Source organism: Thermostichus sp. MS-CIW-41 (assembly GCF_054058915.1).
In genome coordinates, this window is the sequence record NZ_JBSSBO010000003.1 from 78,532 (window position 1) to 97,256 (window position 18,725).

At 59.7% G+C, this 18,725-nt stretch carries 16 protein-coding genes; 9 read left to right on the top strand and 7 right to left on the bottom strand.

Annotated elements, in window-relative coordinates; genetic code table 11:
- Positions 1 to 22: 22 nt before the first annotated feature.
- Both secD and secF read left to right on the top strand, forming a co-directional pair.
- Entirely contained in the window at positions 23 to 1,369 is a 1,347-nt protein-coding gene (secD, locus tag ACVWXE_RS01880; RefSeq protein ID WP_414413646.1) for a protein translocase subunit SecD, read from the top strand.
- A complete protein-coding gene (secF, locus tag ACVWXE_RS01885) occupies positions 1,366 to 2,367 on the top strand; it encodes a protein translocase subunit SecF (RefSeq protein WP_457444909.1) in 1,002 nt (333 codons plus the stop codon). Before secD ends, secF begins: the two co-directional genes overlap by 4 nt.
- Positions 2,368 to 2,440: 73 nt before the next feature.
- On the opposite strand, the gene ACVWXE_RS01890 is transcribed toward secF, so the two are convergent.
- Positions 2,441 to 4,273 carry an FAD-dependent oxidoreductase gene (locus ACVWXE_RS01890; protein ID WP_457489456.1) on the bottom strand — a complete coding sequence of 611 codons (1,833 nt, stop codon included), beginning with the start codon at positions 4,271 to 4,273 and terminating at the stop codon, positions 2,441 to 2,443.
- 236 nt (positions 4,274 to 4,509) lie between these two features.
- Between ACVWXE_RS01890 and ACVWXE_RS01895 the strand changes: the two genes are divergently transcribed.
- Positions 4,510 to 5,712, top strand: a complete 1,203-nt coding sequence (locus ACVWXE_RS01895) for an argininosuccinate synthase (protein ID WP_414344220.1) — start codon at positions 4,510 to 4,512, stop codon at positions 5,710 to 5,712.
- Between the two features lie 92 nt (positions 5,713 to 5,804).
- On the opposite strand, the gene ahcY is transcribed toward ACVWXE_RS01895, so the two are convergent.
- Complete coding sequence (gene ahcY, locus ACVWXE_RS01900) at positions 5,805 to 7,085, bottom strand: adenosylhomocysteinase (protein WP_457489441.1); 1,281 nt, start codon at positions 7,083 to 7,085, stop codon at positions 5,805 to 5,807.
- Positions 7,086 to 7,179: 94 nt separating this feature from the next.
- Between ahcY and ruvX the strand changes: the two genes are divergently transcribed.
- Together ruvX and ACVWXE_RS01910 are read left to right on the top strand one after the other, a co-directional pair.
- Complete coding sequence (gene ruvX, locus ACVWXE_RS01905; RefSeq protein WP_457489442.1) at positions 7,180 to 7,692, top strand: Holliday junction resolvase RuvX; 513 nt, start codon at positions 7,180 to 7,182, stop codon at positions 7,690 to 7,692.
- A gap of 140 nt (positions 7,693 to 7,832) precedes the next feature.
- On the top strand, positions 7,833 to 9,050 hold the full coding sequence (locus ACVWXE_RS01910) for an NAD(P)/FAD-dependent oxidoreductase (RefSeq protein WP_457489443.1): 1,218 nt from the start codon (positions 7,833 to 7,835) through the stop codon (positions 9,048 to 9,050).
- On the opposite strand, the gene proC is transcribed toward ACVWXE_RS01910, so the two are convergent.
- The 5 genes from proC to speB form a co-directional block, all read right to left on the bottom strand.
- Entirely contained in the window at positions 9,047 to 9,850 is an 804-nt protein-coding gene (proC, locus tag ACVWXE_RS01915) for a pyrroline-5-carboxylate reductase (protein ID WP_457387752.1), read from the bottom strand. The genes ACVWXE_RS01910 and proC overlap by 4 nt on opposite strands.
- 5 nt (positions 9,851 to 9,855) lie before the next feature.
- Complete coding sequence (locus ACVWXE_RS01920; protein WP_011433347.1) at positions 9,856 to 10,431, bottom strand: cell division protein SepF; 576 nt, start codon at positions 10,429 to 10,431, stop codon at positions 9,856 to 9,858.
- A gap of 578 nt (positions 10,432 to 11,009) precedes the next feature.
- A complete protein-coding gene (locus ACVWXE_RS01925; RefSeq protein ID WP_414374881.1) occupies positions 11,010 to 11,693 on the bottom strand; it encodes a YggS family pyridoxal phosphate-dependent enzyme in 684 nt (227 codons plus the stop codon).
- A gap of 103 nt (positions 11,694 to 11,796) precedes the next feature.
- Positions 11,797 to 12,645 (bottom strand): prohibitin family protein, encoded by an 849-nt coding sequence (locus ACVWXE_RS01930; RefSeq protein ID WP_011433345.1) that lies wholly within the window; start codon positions 12,643 to 12,645, stop codon positions 11,797 to 11,799.
- A gap of 72 nt (positions 12,646 to 12,717) precedes the next feature.
- A complete protein-coding gene (gene speB / locus ACVWXE_RS01935; protein ID WP_414351076.1) occupies positions 12,718 to 13,641 on the bottom strand; it encodes an agmatinase in 924 nt (307 codons plus the stop codon).
- A gap of 193 nt (positions 13,642 to 13,834) precedes the next feature.
- On the opposite strand from speB, the gene ACVWXE_RS01940 reads away from it, so the two are divergent.
- The 4 genes from ACVWXE_RS01940 (at position 13,835) to ACVWXE_RS01955 (ending at position 18,721) form a co-directional block, all read left to right on the top strand.
- Entirely contained in the window at positions 13,835 to 14,587 is a 753-nt protein-coding gene (locus ACVWXE_RS01940; RefSeq protein WP_011433343.1) for a DUF561 domain-containing protein, read from the top strand.
- Between the two features lie 255 nt (positions 14,588 to 14,842).
- Entirely contained in the window at positions 14,843 to 15,997 is a 1,155-nt protein-coding gene (locus tag ACVWXE_RS01945) for an RNA-guided endonuclease InsQ/TnpB family protein (protein ID WP_457489444.1), read from the top strand.
- Positions 15,998 to 16,220: 223 nt separating this feature from the next.
- Positions 16,221 to 16,955, top strand: coding sequence for a ribonuclease PH (gene rph, locus ACVWXE_RS01950; RefSeq protein WP_011433341.1), 735 nt, complete (start codon positions 16,221 to 16,223; stop codon positions 16,953 to 16,955).
- Between the two features lie 524 nt (positions 16,956 to 17,479).
- Positions 17,480 to 18,721 (top strand): response regulator, encoded by a 1,242-nt coding sequence (locus ACVWXE_RS01955; protein ID WP_011433340.1) that lies wholly within the window; start codon positions 17,480 to 17,482, stop codon positions 18,719 to 18,721.
- The last annotated feature ends 4 nt before the right edge of the window (positions 18,722 to 18,725 follow it).

An 18,725-nucleotide genomic window follows, 5' to 3' on the forward strand; every position in this document is an offset into this window, starting at 1 on the left:
CGTTCCTCGTTCTTTCAGACCTATGACCCAATTCTCAGCTTCGTGGCTCAGTCGGCTCTCCTTTTTGCGAGGGCTGATCTTCATCTTGGCCGTGGTGGTTGCCCTCGTTTACCTGGGCTTCAGCCGGGAGGTTCGCCTTGGCCTTGACCTCAAGGGAGGAACCCAGCTCACGCTACAAGCTGTGCCCACCGAGGAGGTGCCTGAAATCACCCCCGAAGTGATGCAGGGGGTAGAGGCCGTCATCCAGCAGCGGATCAACGGGCTGGGGGTGGCTGAGCCTCTGGTGCAGATCAGCGGCCAAGACCGCCTGTTCGTGCAGTTGCCGGGGGTGGCGGATCCGGATCGGGCCATTGCTCTCCTTGGAGATACAGCCCAACTGGAGTTTCGCAAGGGCTTGGTTCCCGTCGGCGCGCTGCCCCGCAACGAGCGGGGAGAGATAACAGCGGGGGAGGATCCGGATACTCTGTTTGAGCGGGTCGGCCTCACCGGGGATCTGCTGCGCAATGCCTATCCCCAAGCCCCTCGCCGCGGATCCCAGAGTTGGGAGGTGCTGCTGGAGTTCAAGCCGGAGGGGGCAGAAAAATTTACTCAGCTCACCCGAGATCTGGCCGGAACAGAACGTCCATTGGGCATTTTTCTGGACGACGTGTTGATCAGTGCCCCGATCGTGGGGCCGGAGTTTGCCCGCACCGGCATCACCGGCGGGACGGCGGTGATCACGGGCAATTTTACGGTGGAAACCGCCACTGACTTGGCGGTCAAGCTCAGGGCAGGAGCGCTGCCGGTTCCCATTCAGGTGATCGAAAATCGCACCGTCGGGGCCACTTTGGGGGAAGTGAGCGTGCGCCGCAGCCTCTATGCCGGGATCGGGGGCCTGGTGCTGGTTTTCCTCTTTATGGTGGCCTACTATCGCCTGCCAGGGCTGATTGCGGACATTGCTCTGCTTATCTACGCCCTCTGTACCTTTGCTCTCTTCCAACTGCTGGGGGTAACCATGACTCTGCCGGGGATCGCCGGCTTTATCCTCAGCATCGGCATGGCGGTGGATGCCAATGTGCTGATCTTCGAGCGCATTAAAGAAGAGTTGCGGGCCGGCAAATCCATCTACAAGTCCATTTCGGAAGGGTTTAACCGCGCCTTCAGCAGCATCCTGGACAGCAATGTGACTACCCTTTTGGTCTGTGGCGTGCTTTTCTGGCTGGGGATGGGACTGGTGAAAGGGTTTGCGGTAACCCTGGGCATTGGCATTCTGGTGAGCTTCTTTACGGCCATCACCTGCACCCGTAGCCTGCTCTTGGCGGCAATGGGGATCCCCAGCTTGCGCAAACCTGAGTTTTACGGCGTTCGGATGGAGGCGGCCCAATCATGACGGCTCAAGAGCTATCCCCCGTAGATCCCGCCTCTCGGTTGCTCGACTATCGCTTCGACATTGTTGGACGGAGCAAGCTGTGGTTCAGCTTGTCCTTGGCGGTGCTGCTGGTGGGGCTGGTCAGCATGGCCTTTTCCCTGGCTTCTCTGGGAACTCCCCTGCGGCTGGGGTTGGATTTTTCCGGCGGCACCTTGCTGGATCTGAGCTTTGAGCGGCCTGTCACCACCGAGGAGCTGCGACGGGCGCTGCAGGAACACAACCTGGGCACCAGCATCATCCAGCTGGACACCCAAACGGGCCAGGAAGCCCTGATCCGCATGCCCCCCTTGACTGAGCAAGAGCGGCTGGCCGTGGAAGCCACCCTGCGGCAGGAGATTGCTCCCTTCGAGCGCAACCTGGTCGAGACGGTTGGCCCGACGGTGGGGCGTTTGCTCTTGCGTTCCGGCATCGTGGCCGTGCTTATCTCTTTCGGCCTGATTGTGGTGTATCTGGCCCTGCGCTTTCAGTGGGATTACGCGGTGTTTGCCATTGTGGCGCTGCTGCACGATGTAGTGTTGACCACAGGGCTATTTGCCCTTTTGGGCCTGACGGTGGGTATGGAGGCGGACAGCCTGTTTGTGGTGGCGCTGCTGACCATCATCGGCTTTTCCGTCAACGACACCGTGGTCATCTACGACCGCATCCGCGAGAATCTGCGCCTGGTGAGCCGCAAGGTCAGCCTGGCCGAGGTGGTAAACCTATCTCTGAACCAGACCTTTGCCCGCTCCCTGAACACCACCCTGACGACGATGCTGCCCCTAGTTGCCATCGCCATTTTCGGGGGAGCTACCTTGAAGGGGTTTGCCATTGCCCTGCTCATTGGCTTTACTTTGGGGGTGTATTCCAGCATTTTTATCGCCAGCCCCCTGTTGGTGTGGTGGCGGCAGCAGCGCTATGGCAAAAGTAGCGAAGATGCCCGCGCAGGCAGGGATCCCGATTCACTTCCCTCTGAGGGCTAGGGCCCCGATATCGGAAAAATTGGGTCGATTGGGTGGGGATCTGTCGTTCGCGCTGAGACGGTGTCCTCTGGGTTCACCATTGCAGTCTTTGCCCATGGGAGACCAGGTAGAGCTGTAAATCGGCTATTTTGCCTTGCGGTACGATCTGAGCTGGGATCAGGCCGGGAGCTTGACTGCGCAGCCAAGCCACGGTCAGGCCTGCTGCCGAGCCGATGGTCCATTCACCGTAATGCACGCGGGTGGCGGCGTTGACAATGTGGCTGACGGCGATCCCTTTGCCGCCGATGAGCAGGTTATCCACCTTCTGCGGGATCAGGGCTTCCAAGGGAATGAGAATGGGACGGACGGAAAACTCGTTGACTGGCGCGGAGCTGGCCGAAAGAGAGGGCTCCCAGTTGCGGTAGCGACAGCCGTGGATATCGATGGCGTAGTGGGTAACCCCCACCACGGTAGGTCTGAAGTCCCGCCCCCCGGCGGTGCCGACGCGAATATCCTGCTCCAACATCATGAACTCTGCTTGGCCGTAGGCAGCTCGCCCCAGGATGCGCCGACCTTCGCGGATGTAGGGGTAGAGGCTAAGGCCAGAGCGAGTGCCCAGCAAGGACTCTTCGGCAAACACCAAGGAGAGGGGATAGCCAGAGCGGGATTGAGTTTCCATCAGCCACTCGGCAAACAGCAGGGCGTGGTTTTCTCCATCTTTGATGGCCGAGACATCCAGGCCCCCCAGCCAGTTGTGGCGCTGCCCTGAGGCCACTAGCCGCTCTTCCGTCAGGATCAGGGGCGGGTTCATGATCCCCCAGTCGTTGCCGCGGTTCCAGTTCACCAGCGTCAGGTCGCCTGGAACAGGCGTGCTGTAGAAGGGATCCCGGCGGCCCTTGCTGACGATGCGGCGGTAATTGAAAAAGCTCTGGCCGCTGAAGGTGGGGAAACCCTCCATGTCGAACTCGCGGCGGTGTTCGGCGCGGGAATAGCCCGGCTGCAGCTGGACCAGCTCGGCGCGGGAGCGCCCGCCATCGTCGTGGATGGCCAGCACGAAGGGAAAGGTAAAGGCTTGAGTGCACTCCGGGTTGCTGGCGGGGGCGGCATTGGGCTCTCCGGTCACGTCTCGCCCTTCCGAACCCAGCCGATAGGGGATCCCGGCCCAGCCCACCAGCTCTCCGGTATCGGTGGCATCGATCACGAAGAGTGGGCGGCCCGGCGGCGCTTGTAGACGCAGCACTCGCTTGGCGAACACCTCCGTTTCCTGCCAACTGTACCAGCTCACCAGCTCCCGCCACAGCCGTCCCGGTGGCACAAAGTTGGGATCCCGCGGCTGCCGCTGCACAGCGTAAATGCTTTCAATCTGGGATCCATCGGCGCTGAAGGTGGCCCCCTTAAAAGCCGTTTGGGTAGCCCAGCGGCTGTTGGGGGCATTTTGAGCTGCCTGTTGCAGCCAGGTTTCCACCGCCTGCAGCCCCGCCTGGGGCGGAAAACACAGCCCTCCCACCCAGCAGCTGTTGATCTCGGATACGCGGGTTCCCGGCGGGATCCCTGTCCAGGCCGGCAGATGCACCGGCTGGCTTTCGATCAAGGCCTTGAACTCCAGCCAGTGGCGGGAAAAATTGCCCCGCTGCCGCATCGGCAGCGATTCATCAATGGCCGATACCCCCTGGGAGGTAATCTGACCCCCCAGCCAAGGGGTGAGCTCGATGAGACAGGTCTGCACCCCCCCTCGCATGGCATGGCCTGCCGCTGCCACCCCTCCCAGGGATCCGCCCACCACCACCAGCTCGCACTCCCAAATCTCGTCCGGCTGCGGCAAGGGATCCAACAAGGGCCAACCGTGGGCGGTAAAACGGGGCACCTCCGGCTCGGAGACGGCAACAGGGGATCCCACCTCTGGCTGGGAGAGGGCGGCAAACCCCATCCCGGCCACAAAGCTCAGCAGCGACAGGATCCCCAGCCCCACAGTTCGCTTGGGCTCAGATCCCCGGCACGCCGCAGCCGTCTTTTTGCCAGCCATGCTCACTCACACCCCCGGCCTTTCCCCGGCAGGAGAAATCCCCTTGAGAATAGCTGAGGAAACCGACATTGAGGCCAGCCAGGATCCCTGCCACAGGGCATAATGGGCTAGCAACTTTTTAACGGCAACGGCGGGATCCCATGGGACGGGCAAAGAAGGTGGTATTGGCCTATTCAGGCGGGGTGGATACTTCCGTCTGCATTCCCTATCTCAAGCACGAGTGGGGGGTGGAATCGGTGGTGGCCCTGGCAGTCGACTTGGGGCAGGGGGCGGAGCTGGAGGCCATTCAGGCCAAAGCCCTCAGGGCGGGGGCAGAGCAATCTCTGGTGCGGGAGGCTGTCCAGGCCCTCATTACCGACTATGCCTTCCCGGCCATCCAGGCCAACGCCCTCTACGAGCAGCGCTACCCTCTCTCTACGGCACTGGCCCGACCGCTGATTGCCAAGCTGCTGGTGGAAGTGGCGGAAGAGGTGGGCGCCGATGCGGTGGCCCACGGCTGCACCGGCAAAGGCAACGACCAGGTGCGCTTTGATCTGGCTATTGCTGCTTTAAATCCCCAGCTCAAAGTGTTGGCCCCTGCCCGCGAGTGGGGGATGACCCGCGAGGAGACCATTGCCTATGGGGAGCGCTACGGGATCCCCATGCCCGTGCAGAAGTCCAGCCCCTACAGCATCGACCTCAACATTTTGGGCCGCAGCGCTGAAGCCGGCATCCTAGAAGATGCCGACCGGGAGCCGCCGGAGGAAGTGTATGCCCTCACCCGGCCTATTTCCCAGACACCCGACGAGCCCGCCTACGTGGAGATTGAGTTCGAGCAAGGGATCCCTGTCGGGGTGGATGGGCAGCGCCTCAGTCCCAAAGCCCTCTTCGAGCAGCTCAACTCCTTAGCTGGCCTGCATGGGGTGGGCCGCATCGACATGATTGAAAACCGCCTGGTGGGGATCAAGTCGCGGGAGATCTACGAGTGCCCTGCTCTAATGGTCTTGATCCAAGCCCACCGCGAGCTGGAAAGCCTCACCCTCACCCGCGATGTCATCCATTACAAGTACGGCATCGAGACCACCTACAGCCAGTTGATCTACAACGGCCTTTGGTACTCGCCGCTGCGGGAGGCTCTGGACGCCTTTATCCGCGCCACCCAGAAAAGCGTCACCGGTGTCGTGCGGATGCGGTTGCACAAGGGCCAGGCGGTCTGTGTGGGCCGTCGCTCTCCCTACTCTCTTTACAACCCAGAGCTGGCCACCTACGGCGCAGGAGACCAGTTCGACCACAAAGCGGCAGAAGGCTTCATCTACGTCTGGGGTCTGCCCACCCGCGTTTGGTCGCAGGTTCACAGAATCTAGGAATCCCCTCCTGGCTCGAGGTTGGGGGGAGCACGCTAGCCCTGCTGCTTGGGATCCCAGACTCAGCTCCCGATTGAATTCCCAAAACCCACTTAAGTCCCGGCAGTCCACGTGTTGCCGTACTCGATCTGCTCTGGAGTGAGGCTGTCGATTTGGATCCCCATGGCCTTGAGCTTGAGGCGGGCGATGGCCTCGTCCACCTCGAGAGGAATGGGGTGAAGCCCTGGGGCCAAGCGGCCCCGGTTTTTCACCAGGTATTCGCAGGCCAGGGCCTGGTTGGCAAAGCTCATGTCCATGACGCTGGCGGGGTGCCCTTCGGCAGCAGCCAAGTTAATCAGGCGGCCTTCCCCCAGCACCAACACTGACTTGCCCGACTGCAGACGGTATTCTTCCACAAAGGGGCGCACCGTCTGTCGGGAGACGGCCCGCTCCTGCAGCGCCACCAGGTCGATTTCAATGTCAAAGTGGCCGGCGTTGCAGACCATCGCCCCATCCTTCATGCGGTCGAAGTGCTCGCCGCGAATCACGTGCTTGTTGCCGGTGACGGTGATGAAGATGTCCCCCAGAGCAGCGGCTTCTTCCATCGGCATCACCCGGAAGCCGTCCATCACCGCCTCCAGAGCCCGCACCGGGTTGACTTCCGTGACAATCACCTGGGATCCCATGCCGCGGGCCCGCATGGCCACTCCCTTGGCGCACCAGCCGTAGCCAGCCACCACCACCGTCTTCCCGGCCAGAAGGATGTTGGTACAGCGCAGGATCCCGTCCAGGGTGGATTGGCCGGTGCCGTAGCGGTTGTCGAACAGGTGTTTGGTCTCGGCGTCGTTGACGGTCATCACCGGGAAGCTGAGCACCCCCGCCTTGAGCATGGCCCTAAGGCGCACCAGGCCAGTGGTGGTCTCTTCCGTGGTGCCGATGAGCTCCGACAGTTGCTCCTGACGGTGCTGCACCAGCTCCGCCGTCACATCTCCGCCATCGTCGATAATCAGGTTGGGGCGGTGATCTAGGGCAATCTGGACATGGCGGCGGTAGGTGGCCACATCTTCTCCTTTGAGGGCAAACACCGAAATGCCATGGTCCGCCACCAGGCTGGCGGCCACATCGTCTTGGGTGGAGAGGGGATTGCTGGCAATGAGAACGCTATCCGCCCCCCCTGCTTGTAGAGCCAGGGCCAGGTTGGCCGTTTCGGTCGTAATGTGGCAGCAGGCCACCAAGCGCAGCCCGGCAAAGGGCTTTTCTTGAGCAAAGCGCTCCCGGATCTGGGCCAGCACCGGCATCTCCCGCGCCGCCCACTGGATCCGTTGCTTGCCCAGGGGGGCGAGGCTCAGATCTTTCACTTCATGCTTCGGGAGAGACAGGGTAGCGCTGGTCATCGAGTGTTGCTCCAAACAGGGTCATCGAGAGAGGATAGGGGAACGGAAACTGCAAGCCCCAAAGGGGGCCAGGCAGCCATAAAGATCAGCAAGGATGTCGATAAGCCTGAACTATTCTGCCACAAGGGATCCCCTTTCAGCGCTGGGGCTGGATGTAGGCAACCGCCGCATTGGCGTGGCCGGCTCCGACCGGCTGGGGCTGCTGGCTACTGGCCTGGGGGTGATCCAGCGCCGTTCCCTCTCAGAGGATATTGCCCAAGTGCAGGAGTGGATCCGCCGCCGCCAGGCCACCGTGGTGGTGGTGGGGATCCCCCTTCTGGCGGATGGGTCGGTGGGATCCCAGGCCCGCAAAGTCCAGCGGTTCGTGCGCGCTTTGCAGGTGGCCGTGGATCTTCCCATTGTTACCGTCAATGAATACCTGAGCACCGCGCAGGCGGAGTGGGATCTGCGCGAGGCGGGGATCCCGGCCAAAGCCCAGAAGGGCTTAATCGATCAGCAGTCGGCGGCGGTAATTCTCCAAACTTGGCTGGACGAGCGACGGGCTTCCCTGTCAGAAGTGCCGGGCTGGCAAAGCTGGGGCAACACAGACTACGCTGGAGAAGTCTAGCCGGGAAAGTTTAAATCAATTCAAGCCCAAGGTGGGCCATCCCTCGTTGCCCCTTCTGCATCAGCAGGGTGTGATTGTTAAGTCGGGGCCTTTCGCGCAACTTTGATAACGTCTGATAACGTCACGTGAACCATCCGAGCATGAATCGCATTTGCATTCTTGGGGGCGGCTTTGGCGGGTTGTACACAGCTTTGGAACTGAGCCGGCAACCCTGGCCAGAACCACCCCAGATCACCTTGGTCGATCGGCAGGAGCGGTTCGTCTTTGCCCCCCTGCTTTATGAGCTGCTCACCGGAGAAATGGAAGACTGGGAGGTGGCCCCCCGTTTTCAAGATCTGCTGCCCCCGGGATCGGTGCAGTTTCGCCGCGGATCTGTCCAGGCCATTGACCCTCAAGCCCGCCGCGTGGAGCTGGAAGATGGGCAAAGCTTGGAGTACGACGCGCTGGTGCTGGCGCTGGGGGGAGAAACCCCTCTGGAGAGCGTTCCGGGAGCGGCGGAGTTTGCTTTTCCCTTTCGCACCCTGGCAGATGCTCAGCGGCTGCGCGCCCACCTGAAGGCGTTGGAAGACCGGGATCCGGCTCAGCCTGTGGCTCTGGCCATTGCAGGAGCAGGGGCTAGTGGCGTGGAATTGGCCTGCAAATTGGCGGATCGGCTGGGCTGGCGGGGACGGATCCGCCTCATCGAGTTGGGATCCCAAATCTTGTCCGGCTTTGCTCCCTCCAGCCGGGAGGCGGCCCAAGAGGCGCTGGCCCAACGGCGGGTGCAGGTGGAGTTGCAAACCAAGGTCTTGGGCATCGAGGCCCTTGGCGAGAACGGCGCCCCTCCCTTCCATCTGCAGCTGCAACGGCTGGAGACCCAGGAGATCGCCACAGATCTTGTGGATGCTGTGCTGTGGACTGTCGGAACCCGACCGGCAGCGGTGATTGCCAATTTGGATCTGCCCAAAACGGAGCGGGGACGGCTACAGGTTTTGTCCACCCTACAAACCCCCACCTTCCCAGAGATCTTCGCCTTGGGAGATGCAGCAGCAGTGGTGGATGCGGAAGGCCAGCCGGTGCCCTCCACGGCCCAAGCGGCTTTTCAACAGGCCGGTTATTGCGCCTGGAACCTCTGGGCTTTGCTCACCCAGGAGCGGCCTCTCTTGCCCTTTCGCTACTTTTCCTTGGGGGAAATGCTCAGCCTGGGGGTGGATACGGCGGTGCTTTCTGCCCTTGGCGGCCTCACCCTGACCGGACCCCTGGGCTATTTGGCGCGGCGAACTGCCTATTTGGTTCGCCTCCCCACCCTGGAACACCAGATCAAGGTGGGATGGAATTGGATCACCCGTCCCCTGTGGCAAGGGCTGCTGGCCCGCTAGGATCCCCGCAACTGGCAAGAGCGCTCGTAGGCCGCTCGCACTGCCTGCATCAGGGCTCCCCGCACCCCCGCCTGCTCCAAGGCTTGGATCCCGGCGATGGTCGTCCCTCCTGGACTGGTGACCCGGTCTTTGAGAACGGCAGGGTGCAGATTTTCTTGCTGCAAGAGGGCAGCAGTACCCGCCAAGGTCTGCAGGGCCAACTGGGTAGCAATGGGACGCGGCAGCCCCACCTGTACCCCTCCGTCGATCAGCCCTTCCAGAATCACCGCCAGATACCCCGGCCCGGAACCCGAAAGTGCCGTCACCGCATCCATCTGGCTTTCGGCCACCGTCACCACCTCGCCCACCGCGCGAAACAGCTTCTCCACCTGCTCCACCTGCATAGGCGTCACCCCTGGCCCGTAGCTGATGGCCGTTATGCCCGCCCCCACCAGCGCCGGCGTGTTGGGCATCGTGCGCACCACCTTTTGTTTGGGAAAAGCCTGCTGCAACTGCTGCAAGGGGATCCCGGCCATAATCGAGATCACCAGCTCTGTGGCGGACAGCCGGCCCATCTCAGCCACCACCGTCGGGAAGAGCTGCGGTTTAACGGCCAGAAACAGAATCTCAGACTCTCCCGCCTGGGATGGATCCGCCAACAATCGGATACCCAGCTCCTGCTGCAGGGCCACAGCCTTATCCAGATCAGGCTCCCGCAAGGCCACCTGCGCTGCGGGATAAACTCCCACAGCTACCCAACGCCGCAGCAGGGCGGATCCCATGGCTCCACCCCCGATAACACTTAGCAGTGGCCGCTCCATAGCAACTAGTGCTGACCTACTGCCTGCAGATGCTCATAGGTGCTGGGCCAGAGGGGGGTAGGGCTTTGCAAAGGGCGCTGCAGCGGCTGCACCACTTGGCTACTGGGGGTGGAAACCATCACCGTGCTGGGGGTGAACAAAAAAATGTTCTCTCCGATGCGCTCTTGGTGGCCATCGATGGCGTAGGTGCCGCCGGCAACGAAATCCACAGAGCGCTGCGCCTCAGCGGGATCCATTAGGGTCAAGTTCATGATCACCGTCTTGCGCTCCCGTAGGTACTGGATAACCTGAGCCATCTCATCGAAGCTGCGCGGCTCCATCACCACCACTTCACTGGTGGGTGGGTTTACGCCCGGTAATCCAATCACGTTGCTCCCCATACTGCCCCCTGCTGAGCGATCCCGATGCTGACTGCGCCGATGGCCCCGCGACTCTTCTCGACCGGCAGAGCCCTCCCCCGCTTCCACTCCCCGTTGCCGCCGCCCTCGCGGAAGGGTACTCACTTCCTCCTCTTCGGGGGGAGCAGCCGGTTGGGAACGGCGTCCCTCGTAGAGCAGTTGGTAATCATCCTGCCCTTCCATTTCAGAGTACTCCTCCAGGCCGTCCACGGGATCATTCAGACCCACAAAATCTCTTACCCTGCTCCAGATTCCATTGACATTCATATGCACATCCTCACTACAGGTCATGGGTTTACGGCGAGCGTAAGATTCAGGCTCTTGATTGGATCCTGAGTGGCTCACTCAAGCTAGGGGGCGTCCTTTTATTCTCGGTCAAAGTCTTTCAATAGGCTGAGACAGGGTTTGCTCAGGAAGCTGCCGAAGCAGGTGGGGGCTAACGTAGGTTAACAAAACCCCATTGATTCGACGACTAGAGTTTACCCAGAAGAAGTGAAGATGTCATCTCACTTGCCAAGCCGTTGTTTGGCAGGATTGAACTCTGCTCCCCGTCTGGATTGAGCCCACGTTAACGGAAGTAACGCAAATGATTACAAATTTCCCCAAAATTTCCCCAATAGGGCAAATCCTGGGCGGGATCCCCCCACTTTTGATTATCCAAGCCGAACTCTCGCCCCAAAGGTGCCCCGCAGGGCGACTGGGGAGTTGCACGGCTTTACACAAAATTTAATCACAATTTAACGGCTTCACAGAGGTCACATCTATTCCTGCTCGGCGTCGGCAAACAAAGCGCGCCCCAGCCGGATCAAGTTAGAGCCTGCTGCCACCGCCAGGAGGTAATCGTCGGACATGCCCATGGAGAGGGTGTGCACCTGCAGATGTTCATAGCCGCTGCGCTGGATGTAATCGGCCAGTTCGGCCAGCTTGCGAAACAGGTCTAGGGCCGCCTCTGAGCTCAAGCCCAAAGGCAAAATGGTCATCAGGCCCACAATTTGCACCTGCAGCAGTTGGTTCAGTTCGGGGAGGCTCTGCAACAGATCGGGGATGAGCCAGCCGAACTTATTGGGATCCGGAGCCAATTTAACCTGCAGGCAAAGCTTGGGGGTGAGGTGCAGCTCCCAGGCTTTTTGGTTGATCAGCTTGGCCAGGCGCAAGCTATCGACGCTGTCAATCCAGGCAAATTGCTTGAGGGCCGGTTTGACTTTGTTGGTCTGCAGATGCCCAATTAAGTGCCAGACGATATCGGTCAGATCTTGCAGTTGCCCTTGTTTGACGGCGGCTTCTTGCACTCGACTCTCCCCAAAGTGGCGGATCCCAGCCCGATAGGCGGCGCGGATGTGGTCGGCACTGTAGCCTTTGCTCACTGCCATGATCTCCACATGGTCTGGGATCTGGGCTCGGATGGCCTGAATGCGGCTGTGGATGAGCTGCTCGTCAAGGGGCATCGTCAGGTCAGCAGGCCGGGGATCTCTATCCCCATTCTCGTTCCAATTGGCAACAATGCTCTGGGATAGATTTTTGCAGAACCCAGAGCCAACGGGCTGTCCGCTACCGCTGCCAGGGATCCGGTCGGGAGATGATCACGCGGGTGCCGGGCGCCAGTTTGCGCGCGTAGTCCAACTGCACCACTTCTGGGTTTTGCTTCAGGGCTTCCCCCTGGAGGCGAATGGCTTGGGCTTCTCCTTCTGCCAGGATCACCAATCGTTGTTTTTCCAGCTCTGCTTTTTCCACGAGGAAGCGTTCCCGCTCTTTCTCTTGCTCGGCAATTTGCTTTTGCTCGATGGCCGTTTGGAATTGGTCGGAGAAGCGGACATTGCGCAGCAGCACGTTTTGCAAGATCAGGTCATTCTCAGCAAAAATGCTGGAGAGCTGCCGCTCCACATTTTCCTGGATCTGCTCGCGTTCTTCCGAGAAAACGGCGATGGCGCGGTGCAAAGCCAGTTCATTGCGCACCACCGTCCGCACCTCTGGGCGAATCACTTTGTCCACGTAGGAAGGGCCAATGGTCTGGTGCAGGTGGGCCACTTGGTCGGGATCCAAGCGAAAGCGCACCGAGACATCGAGGGAGATCTGCTGGCCGTCGGCGCTGAGCACTTTCAACGCATCATCCCCCTGGTTTTCGGAGCGTTGGGAGGCCATGGTGTAGGTTTGGGTGCGCACGTCGTAGAAGATAGGCGTTTCCACCAGCGGCAGCAGGAGGTGCAGCCCTTCTCCCAGCGGCTGCGGCTTCAGCCCCGTCAGGGAGTTGAACACCACGGCCCGTGTGCCGGCAGGCACCACCACCAAGCACTGCAGCAAGGTGGCCAAGAGGATCAGCAGCAATGCCCCACCCACCAAGGGAATCCAGGACAAAGCGGGAAGTTCAAAAGCAGGACGACGGGGGTGGGCCGATTTCACAGGTGTGTTACCCAAAAACCTAAAGAACTCGAACAGGTGCCCCGGGGATGGCCGGCCAAGCTCTTCTTGAGCTTAACCCAAGGCCGCAGCCAAGATCTGATAGGCCAGTTTGGCGACCGTGAAGGCGCTGCGGCGATCGGTTTCCCGTTCTCCCGTGACCGACAGCTCGACCACATCGGCGCCGACAATTTGCCGTTGCTGTCCTAGCGCCCGAATCAGCTCCACCGTCTCCCACCAGCCCAAGCCGCCAGGTTCGGGGGTACCGGTGGCCGGCACCACAGCGGGATCCAGCCCATCCACATCCACCGTCAGGTAAACCTGGGGGCCCAAGGTGGCAATCACCTCTGGGATCCACTCCTGGGCTGGCTTGGTGTGCAAGCTGTGGGCAAAAAAGGTGTGCAGACGGCGCTCGCGAATGGTCTGGCGGTCTTCGGCGCAGATGGAGCGGATCCCCACTTGGGTGAGGCGGCTGCCCACTTGCTCCACCACGCGGGCCATGGCAGAAGCATGGGAATAGCGGGATCCCTCGTAGCTATCTCTCAGGTCGCAGTGGGCATCGATTTGCAGCACGTGCAGCTCCGGATAATGGGCCAGGTGGGCAGCAATCAGGGGCCCGCTGATGGAGTGCTCCCCACCGATGGAAAGCAGGAACCGCCCCGGTCTCACCCACTCGGCAGCGCGACGCTGGATTTCGGCCATAGCCAGCTCCTGGGCGGAAGATCCCAGACCTTCCAACTCCACCGGGGGGGCCGTCCAGTAGCGGGAGATCTCTTCCGAGAAGTCGGGGTGAAGAGCTGGCTGGCGATCCCGTACCTCGTCGTAGATCTCCACATAGGCAGAAGCCTGCAACAGCGCCTGAGGGCCTTTGGCGGTGCCTTTGCCATAGGAGGTGGTGGCCTCGTAGGGGACGGGCAGGAGAATTGCTTGGGCCATCTCCGGATCCGGCTCAGGCAGGCCCAGGAAGGGGAAGGGAGAGCGATACATGATGGCTTGCAAGAAGGGATCCCTATTCTATTGAATCTATTGAAGAATTGTGGTGAGCCAAAAGGACTGGGATGATGGGGTAAAGAGGGACCCTTGTGGGATTGAGGCAAACCCTCTAGACTGAGCAAAGGCTTCCCCAAGCCCAGTTTTAGCAGCCATTTGTTTTCACTCCTCTTAGACTGCCTTTCCACAAGCTGACGAGCCTATGACCACTGCCTCTCACGCTGCTCTTTTCGACGCTCTGGCCCAACGTCGGGCCCTCAAGATCATCAGCGGTCTACAAAACTTCGACCTGCAGTCGGTTCTGAGCATCACCCGCGCCGCCCAACAGGGAGGGGCCACTTGGGTGGATATCGCTGCCAGCCCCGAATTGGTGCAGCGGGTACGCGCCCAGATCGATCTGCCCATCTGTGTGTCGGCGGTGGAGCCGCAGCAGTTGGCCGCAGCCGTACAGGCAGGAGCAGACATGGCCGAGATCGGCAATTACGACAGCTTCTACCCTTCAGGCCGCATCTTCTCCGCAGCGGAAGTCCTAGACCTTACCCGCCGAACCCGCTCTCTTCTGCCCCGCACGCTCTTGTCGGTAACCGTTCCCCACACTCTGCCTCTGAATCAACAGGCAGAATTGGCCGAGAAACTGGAGGATCTGGGAGCCGATCTCATCCAAACCGAGGGCAGCACCAGTGCTGAGCCGGTTCACGGGGGATCCCTGGGCCTGATCGAGAAGGCTGCCCCCACCCTGGCCGCCGCCTATGAAATTAGCCGTGTCGTCTCGGTACCGGTTATCTGCGCTTCCGGCCTCTCGACGGTAACAGTGCGCTTGGCCATTGCTGCCGGCGCTTCAGGTGTAGGGGTGGGCAAAGCTGTCAGCCGCCTCCAGGATGAAGTGGCCATGGTGGCTCAAGTGCGGGCATTGGTGGAGGCCTTGGGAGGATCTCGGATCCCTGCCCTTGTCTAGTCGATGTCTGACCGGTAAAAGTTGACCCTCTTGCGCCAGCGTGCGCTGGTGCATTTTTTTTAGATTTTCTTGGACAAGCAGGGAATAAGTAGGTAAGTAGGGCAGCTGAGGGTTGAGATCAGCCGCTAGAAGTTTTGCTGCTCACCAAATTTTCGGGCTGGAGGCCCGCACATAGCCGCAGGCTTGGTGTCGGGAGGAAAGCCCTCCTCCATATAGGTTTGCTGGTCAAAAGTCTGGATAAACTACAATAAGCCCATGAGCCAGACTATATCGGTACGTTGCAAGCTGATAGTCCCACAAGAGTTGCGTCAAGAAATTGACCGCACTTTGCAGGGCTTTGCGAATGCTTGCAACCAGATTCTCGACACCGCCAAACAAAAGAACTGCTGGAACACCGCCAAGCTGCACCACTTGGTCTATCGGCCGGTAAGGGCAGCAACGGGGCTGAAGGCCAACCACGTCTGTCAGGCGCTCCGTCGGGTGATTAGCAATGCCAAGGCGGTGAAGCAAGTCCACAAGTTCCGCCCCACCAGTCTGACTTTGGACGCTCGTACTTTTAAGTACCGAGAGTCCGACCAAGCCGTGGGCGTGACCCTGATGAGCGGACGGGTTTGGCTCAAGCTCAAGATTGGCGGTTATCAAATCGCTTTGCTGCGGGGGCAAACACCCACCAGTGCTACTCTGTCCAAGACCAAGCAAGGGGACTACTACATCAACATCGCTGTTGAGCTGGACACTCCCCCGACTGGCAAGACTCCAAAGGTAATCGGAGTTGACTTGGGCAGGCGGGATATCGCCACCGCTAGCAACGGACGCTCTTGGAGTGGAGAGCACATCCAGGCCGTCCGTGACCGGTTCAGCCGTGTACGCGCCAAGGTTCAATCCAAACGCACTCGCAGCTCTAGAAGGCTGCTTCGTAGGCTCTCTGGGAGAGAACGGCGCTACCAGACATGGCTGAACCATAACATCAGCAAAACCTTGGTCAGGGATGCCCAGGCTATTGGTGCGGCACTGGCTTTTGAGGACTTGACGGGCATCAGAGATTGCCTGAATCAGAAACCTCGGAGCAAAGCCGAACGGCGCAGGACTAACAACTGGGCGTTCTACCAGCTCAGGATGTTTGTGGCCTACAAGGCTGCCATTGCTGGGGTGCCTGTGGTACTGGTTCCGCCTGCCTATACCAGTCAGACCTGCCACAAATGCCTGCACATCCACCCTGAGCGGGGCAAGTCCTACCGTAATGGTAAGTCGTTCAAGTGTGGACATTGTGGGTGGGAAGGGGACGCTGACCATAATGCTTCTCTTGTAATTGCTGCTCTTGGGGCGACTGTAAACTCGCCTGAAATTCCGAAACTTAGCTGCCCTCTGGGGCCGCTAGGGATTGGGATAAAGCCCGCACCCTGCGCATAGCGCGGGTGTCGGGTAGTTTACAAGTGCTTCACTTTCTTCCGCGTAGAGGTGGCATACCCGGCAATATCCAATTTGCGGCGGTTGCTACACTTGTCGTCCTTGCCTTCCCAGACCAATTCCGTCCGCAGCCATCGCCCCAGTCATGTTCTGCAAAGATTCCAAGTCCTGAGCCGCATTGGGCAGACATGGTTGACAATGCGAGGGATCCCTTTTTGAACTGTCCATGAGCTGGCAACGCCCAGATAATCGCACCGCTGCTCAATTGCGCCCGGTTTCTTTTGAGCGCCACTTTACCCGCTATGCCCCTGGCTCGGTGTTGGTCAAGTTCGGCCATACCCATGTCCTTTGCACCGCCAGTGTGGCCGAAGAAGTTCCCCCTTTTCTGCAGAACACCGGCCAAGGCTGGCTGACGGCTGAGTACCGCATGTTGCCCGGAGCCACGCAACAACGACAGCCGCGGGAAATGTTGAAACTATCGGGCCGTACTGCCGAGATTCAACGGCTCATCGGGCGCAGTCTGCGCGCCGCCTTGGATTTTCGCAAGCTGGGATCCCGTACCATCACCGTCGATGCCGATGTGCTGCAGGCCGATGGCGGAACGCGCACCGCCGCGATCACAGGGGGCTATGTGGCTCTGCACGACGCCATCACTTGGCTGTACAAACAGGGGGCGCTGGATCCGGCCCAGGGATCCCCGCTGCGGCAGCAGGTGGCGGCCCTTTCAGTAGGAATTGTGCAGGGAGAGGTACTTGTGGATCTGTGCTATGAGGAAGACAGCCAAGCCGAGGTGGACATGAACATTGTTATGAACGAGCAGGGATCCTTCATCGAGATCCAGGGCACTGCCGAAGCCGCCTGCTTCAGTCGCCCGCAACTGCTACAAATGTTGGAGATGGCCCAAGCCGGGATCCAAGAATTGCTACAAGCCCAACGGCAGGCTCTCAATTTAGAAAGATAGAGCCATAGCCGGACCCTAGCCTTGCAATGGTAATCCTTCAAGGCACTGCATATGGGATTGCATGGGTGTATATCCTGGTTGGCAAAGCGGTATTCCCTTGCTGTAAAGGAATGGCCGGGAAAGCTAAGATCAGCCAGTTGTTAAAATAAGTGAGCTCTCTGAAGCTGATACATTTACGCTGAACACTGCTGAACATCACTGTTCAACTATGCAGCGATAGCATTCTGTTTGTTTCCAACCAGAATGGCGGTATCCCGCAAAGCTTTGAGTAGAATACCCAAAGCGCAGTTTCCGTGTCGTCTTACTACCAATTTTCTGCTTTGCTTTGGCTACCATGTTGGCAGACTCAAAAGTAAACAGAAAGATCAACTGGTAGTAATCCGTACTGAACATATTATACATATTTTCAGTATAGTTGAGCTTATTATTGACTAGAGTCATGCTCTCCTTTCGACGGTTTGAGCGTGTGGCTGAGGTGAATCGCTGCTCATTTGGCCTGAAGAAGTTGGCCCGGAGAACGCTGCATGTCCCGTTTTGTGTTCGGCTCGGAGGAACTTGCGCCACTGCTCAGGCAGCAAGGTTGGCGGTTTACCACTGGATATCTGCACATTCACCTCAAGGGACTGGATCCCTCTGAGGGTGCGGAACCCTGGGTGTTGACCTACTACCACGGCAGGCTGCTTTTTTCTGCCGATCAACCCCTCAACACGCAAATCCTGCTGAAACGACTCTCCCGCTTTATTCCTCGCCTCAACTTGGAATGGCCACAGCGGGCCATCTCGGTGGTGCAAGAGCGCTTGATGAAAGACCATTCCTTACCTGAGCTGCTGGAGGCTATCACGCAATTGGGCCTGCTCAAGCCGGGGGAGCTGGAAGATGCCCTGTGGCTCAACCTGCTTACCGATTTCGACCGCTACCTATTCGAACGGGCAGGCACCTGTTACTTTGAGGTGCAGGAGCAGGTCGCCCAAGAGGCCCCCATTGGCGGGTTTGAGTTGGAGCCGCTGCTGCAAGAAGCCGCCCGGCGCCACGATCGCTGGGCAGATTTGAAGGTGGCGATCCCAACCCTGTTGGCGGTGCCGGTGGTCAATTGGGAACGGGTCAACCGCTACCGCATCACCGATGAGCAACGACAGAAGCTCCACACCCTCACCAAAGATGGCCAGTCGCTGGAAGCAATCGCCAAGAAGCTGTGCCGGGATCGGCTGGAGGTGGCCAATCTCTTTGCCTCCTGGGCGAAAAAAGGTTTGGTCAGCCTACAAACACCCCAAGAGCTGCTGCAGACCAAGCGCCACAACCCGATAACCATCTTGGCGGTGGACGACAGCGTGGTGATGCAGGAAATCCTACGGCAGTATTTGCCCAACTATCAGGTGATTACAACGGGCAACCCCGCCGAGGTGCTTCCTTTGTTGTTTCAGCATCGGCCCCACCTGTTGTTGATGGATATCGCCATGCCGGGGATCGATGGTCTAGAGCTTTGCCGCATTGTGCGCAGCTTAGAAGAGTTTAAGTCCCTTCCCATCCTGATGGTTACCGCTCGCGATGGTCTGCTGGCCCGCATCCGCGGCAAATGGTCGGGGGCAACCGCCTACTTGACCAAGCCCTTCAACGAAAGTCAGCTTAATGCAGAGGTGAAGCGGCTTCTGGCCCAACAGCCGCCTGCCCACAGACAAAATCCTCTGTCGGTTCAGGGAGGCAGAACAGGTCATCCTGCCCTGTTTCAGGGATCCCCCCGTTCCCTCGAGGATCAAGCCAAGGCGTAGTGTC

What these genes read in the sequence shown, in the direction of transcription:
- secD (WP_414413646.1), top strand. Translation starts at nt 23, where the DNA reads ATGACCCAATTCTCAGCTTCGTGGCTCAGTCGGCTCTCCTTTTTGCGA.
- secF (WP_457444909.1), top strand. Translation starts at nt 1,366, where the DNA reads ATGACGGCTCAAGAGCTATCCCCCGTAGATCCCGCCTCTCGGTTGCTC.
- ACVWXE_RS01890 (WP_457489456.1), bottom strand. Translation starts at nt 4,273, where the DNA reads ATGGGGTTTGCCGCCCTCTCCCAGCCAGAGGTGGGATCCCCTGTTGCC.
- ACVWXE_RS01895 (WP_414344220.1), top strand. Translation starts at nt 4,510, where the DNA reads ATGGGACGGGCAAAGAAGGTGGTATTGGCCTATTCAGGCGGGGTGGAT.
- ahcY (WP_457489441.1), bottom strand. Translation starts at nt 7,085, where the DNA reads ATGACCAGCGCTACCCTGTCTCTCCCGAAGCATGAAGTGAAAGATCTG.
- ruvX (WP_457489442.1), top strand. Translation starts at nt 7,180, where the DNA reads ATGTCGATAAGCCTGAACTATTCTGCCACAAGGGATCCCCTTTCAGCG.
- ACVWXE_RS01910 (WP_457489443.1), top strand. Translation starts at nt 7,833, where the DNA reads ATGAATCGCATTTGCATTCTTGGGGGCGGCTTTGGCGGGTTGTACACA.
- proC (WP_457387752.1), bottom strand. Translation starts at nt 9,850, where the DNA reads ATGGAGCGGCCACTGCTAAGTGTTATCGGGGGTGGAGCCATGGGATCC.
- ACVWXE_RS01920 (WP_011433347.1), bottom strand. Translation starts at nt 10,431, where the DNA reads ATGGAAGGGCAGGATGATTACCAACTGCTCTACGAGGGACGCCGTTCC.
- ACVWXE_RS01925 (WP_414374881.1), bottom strand. Translation starts at nt 11,693, where the DNA reads ATGCCCCTTGACGAGCAGCTCATCCACAGCCGCATTCAGGCCATCCGA.
- ACVWXE_RS01940 (WP_011433343.1), top strand. Translation starts at nt 13,835, where the DNA reads ATGACCACTGCCTCTCACGCTGCTCTTTTCGACGCTCTGGCCCAACGT.
- ACVWXE_RS01945 (WP_457489444.1), top strand. Translation starts at nt 14,843, where the DNA reads ATGAGCCAGACTATATCGGTACGTTGCAAGCTGATAGTCCCACAAGAG.
- rph (WP_011433341.1), top strand. Translation starts at nt 16,221, where the DNA reads ATGAGCTGGCAACGCCCAGATAATCGCACCGCTGCTCAATTGCGCCCG.
- ACVWXE_RS01955 (WP_011433340.1), top strand. Translation starts at nt 17,480, where the DNA reads ATGTCCCGTTTTGTGTTCGGCTCGGAGGAACTTGCGCCACTGCTCAGG.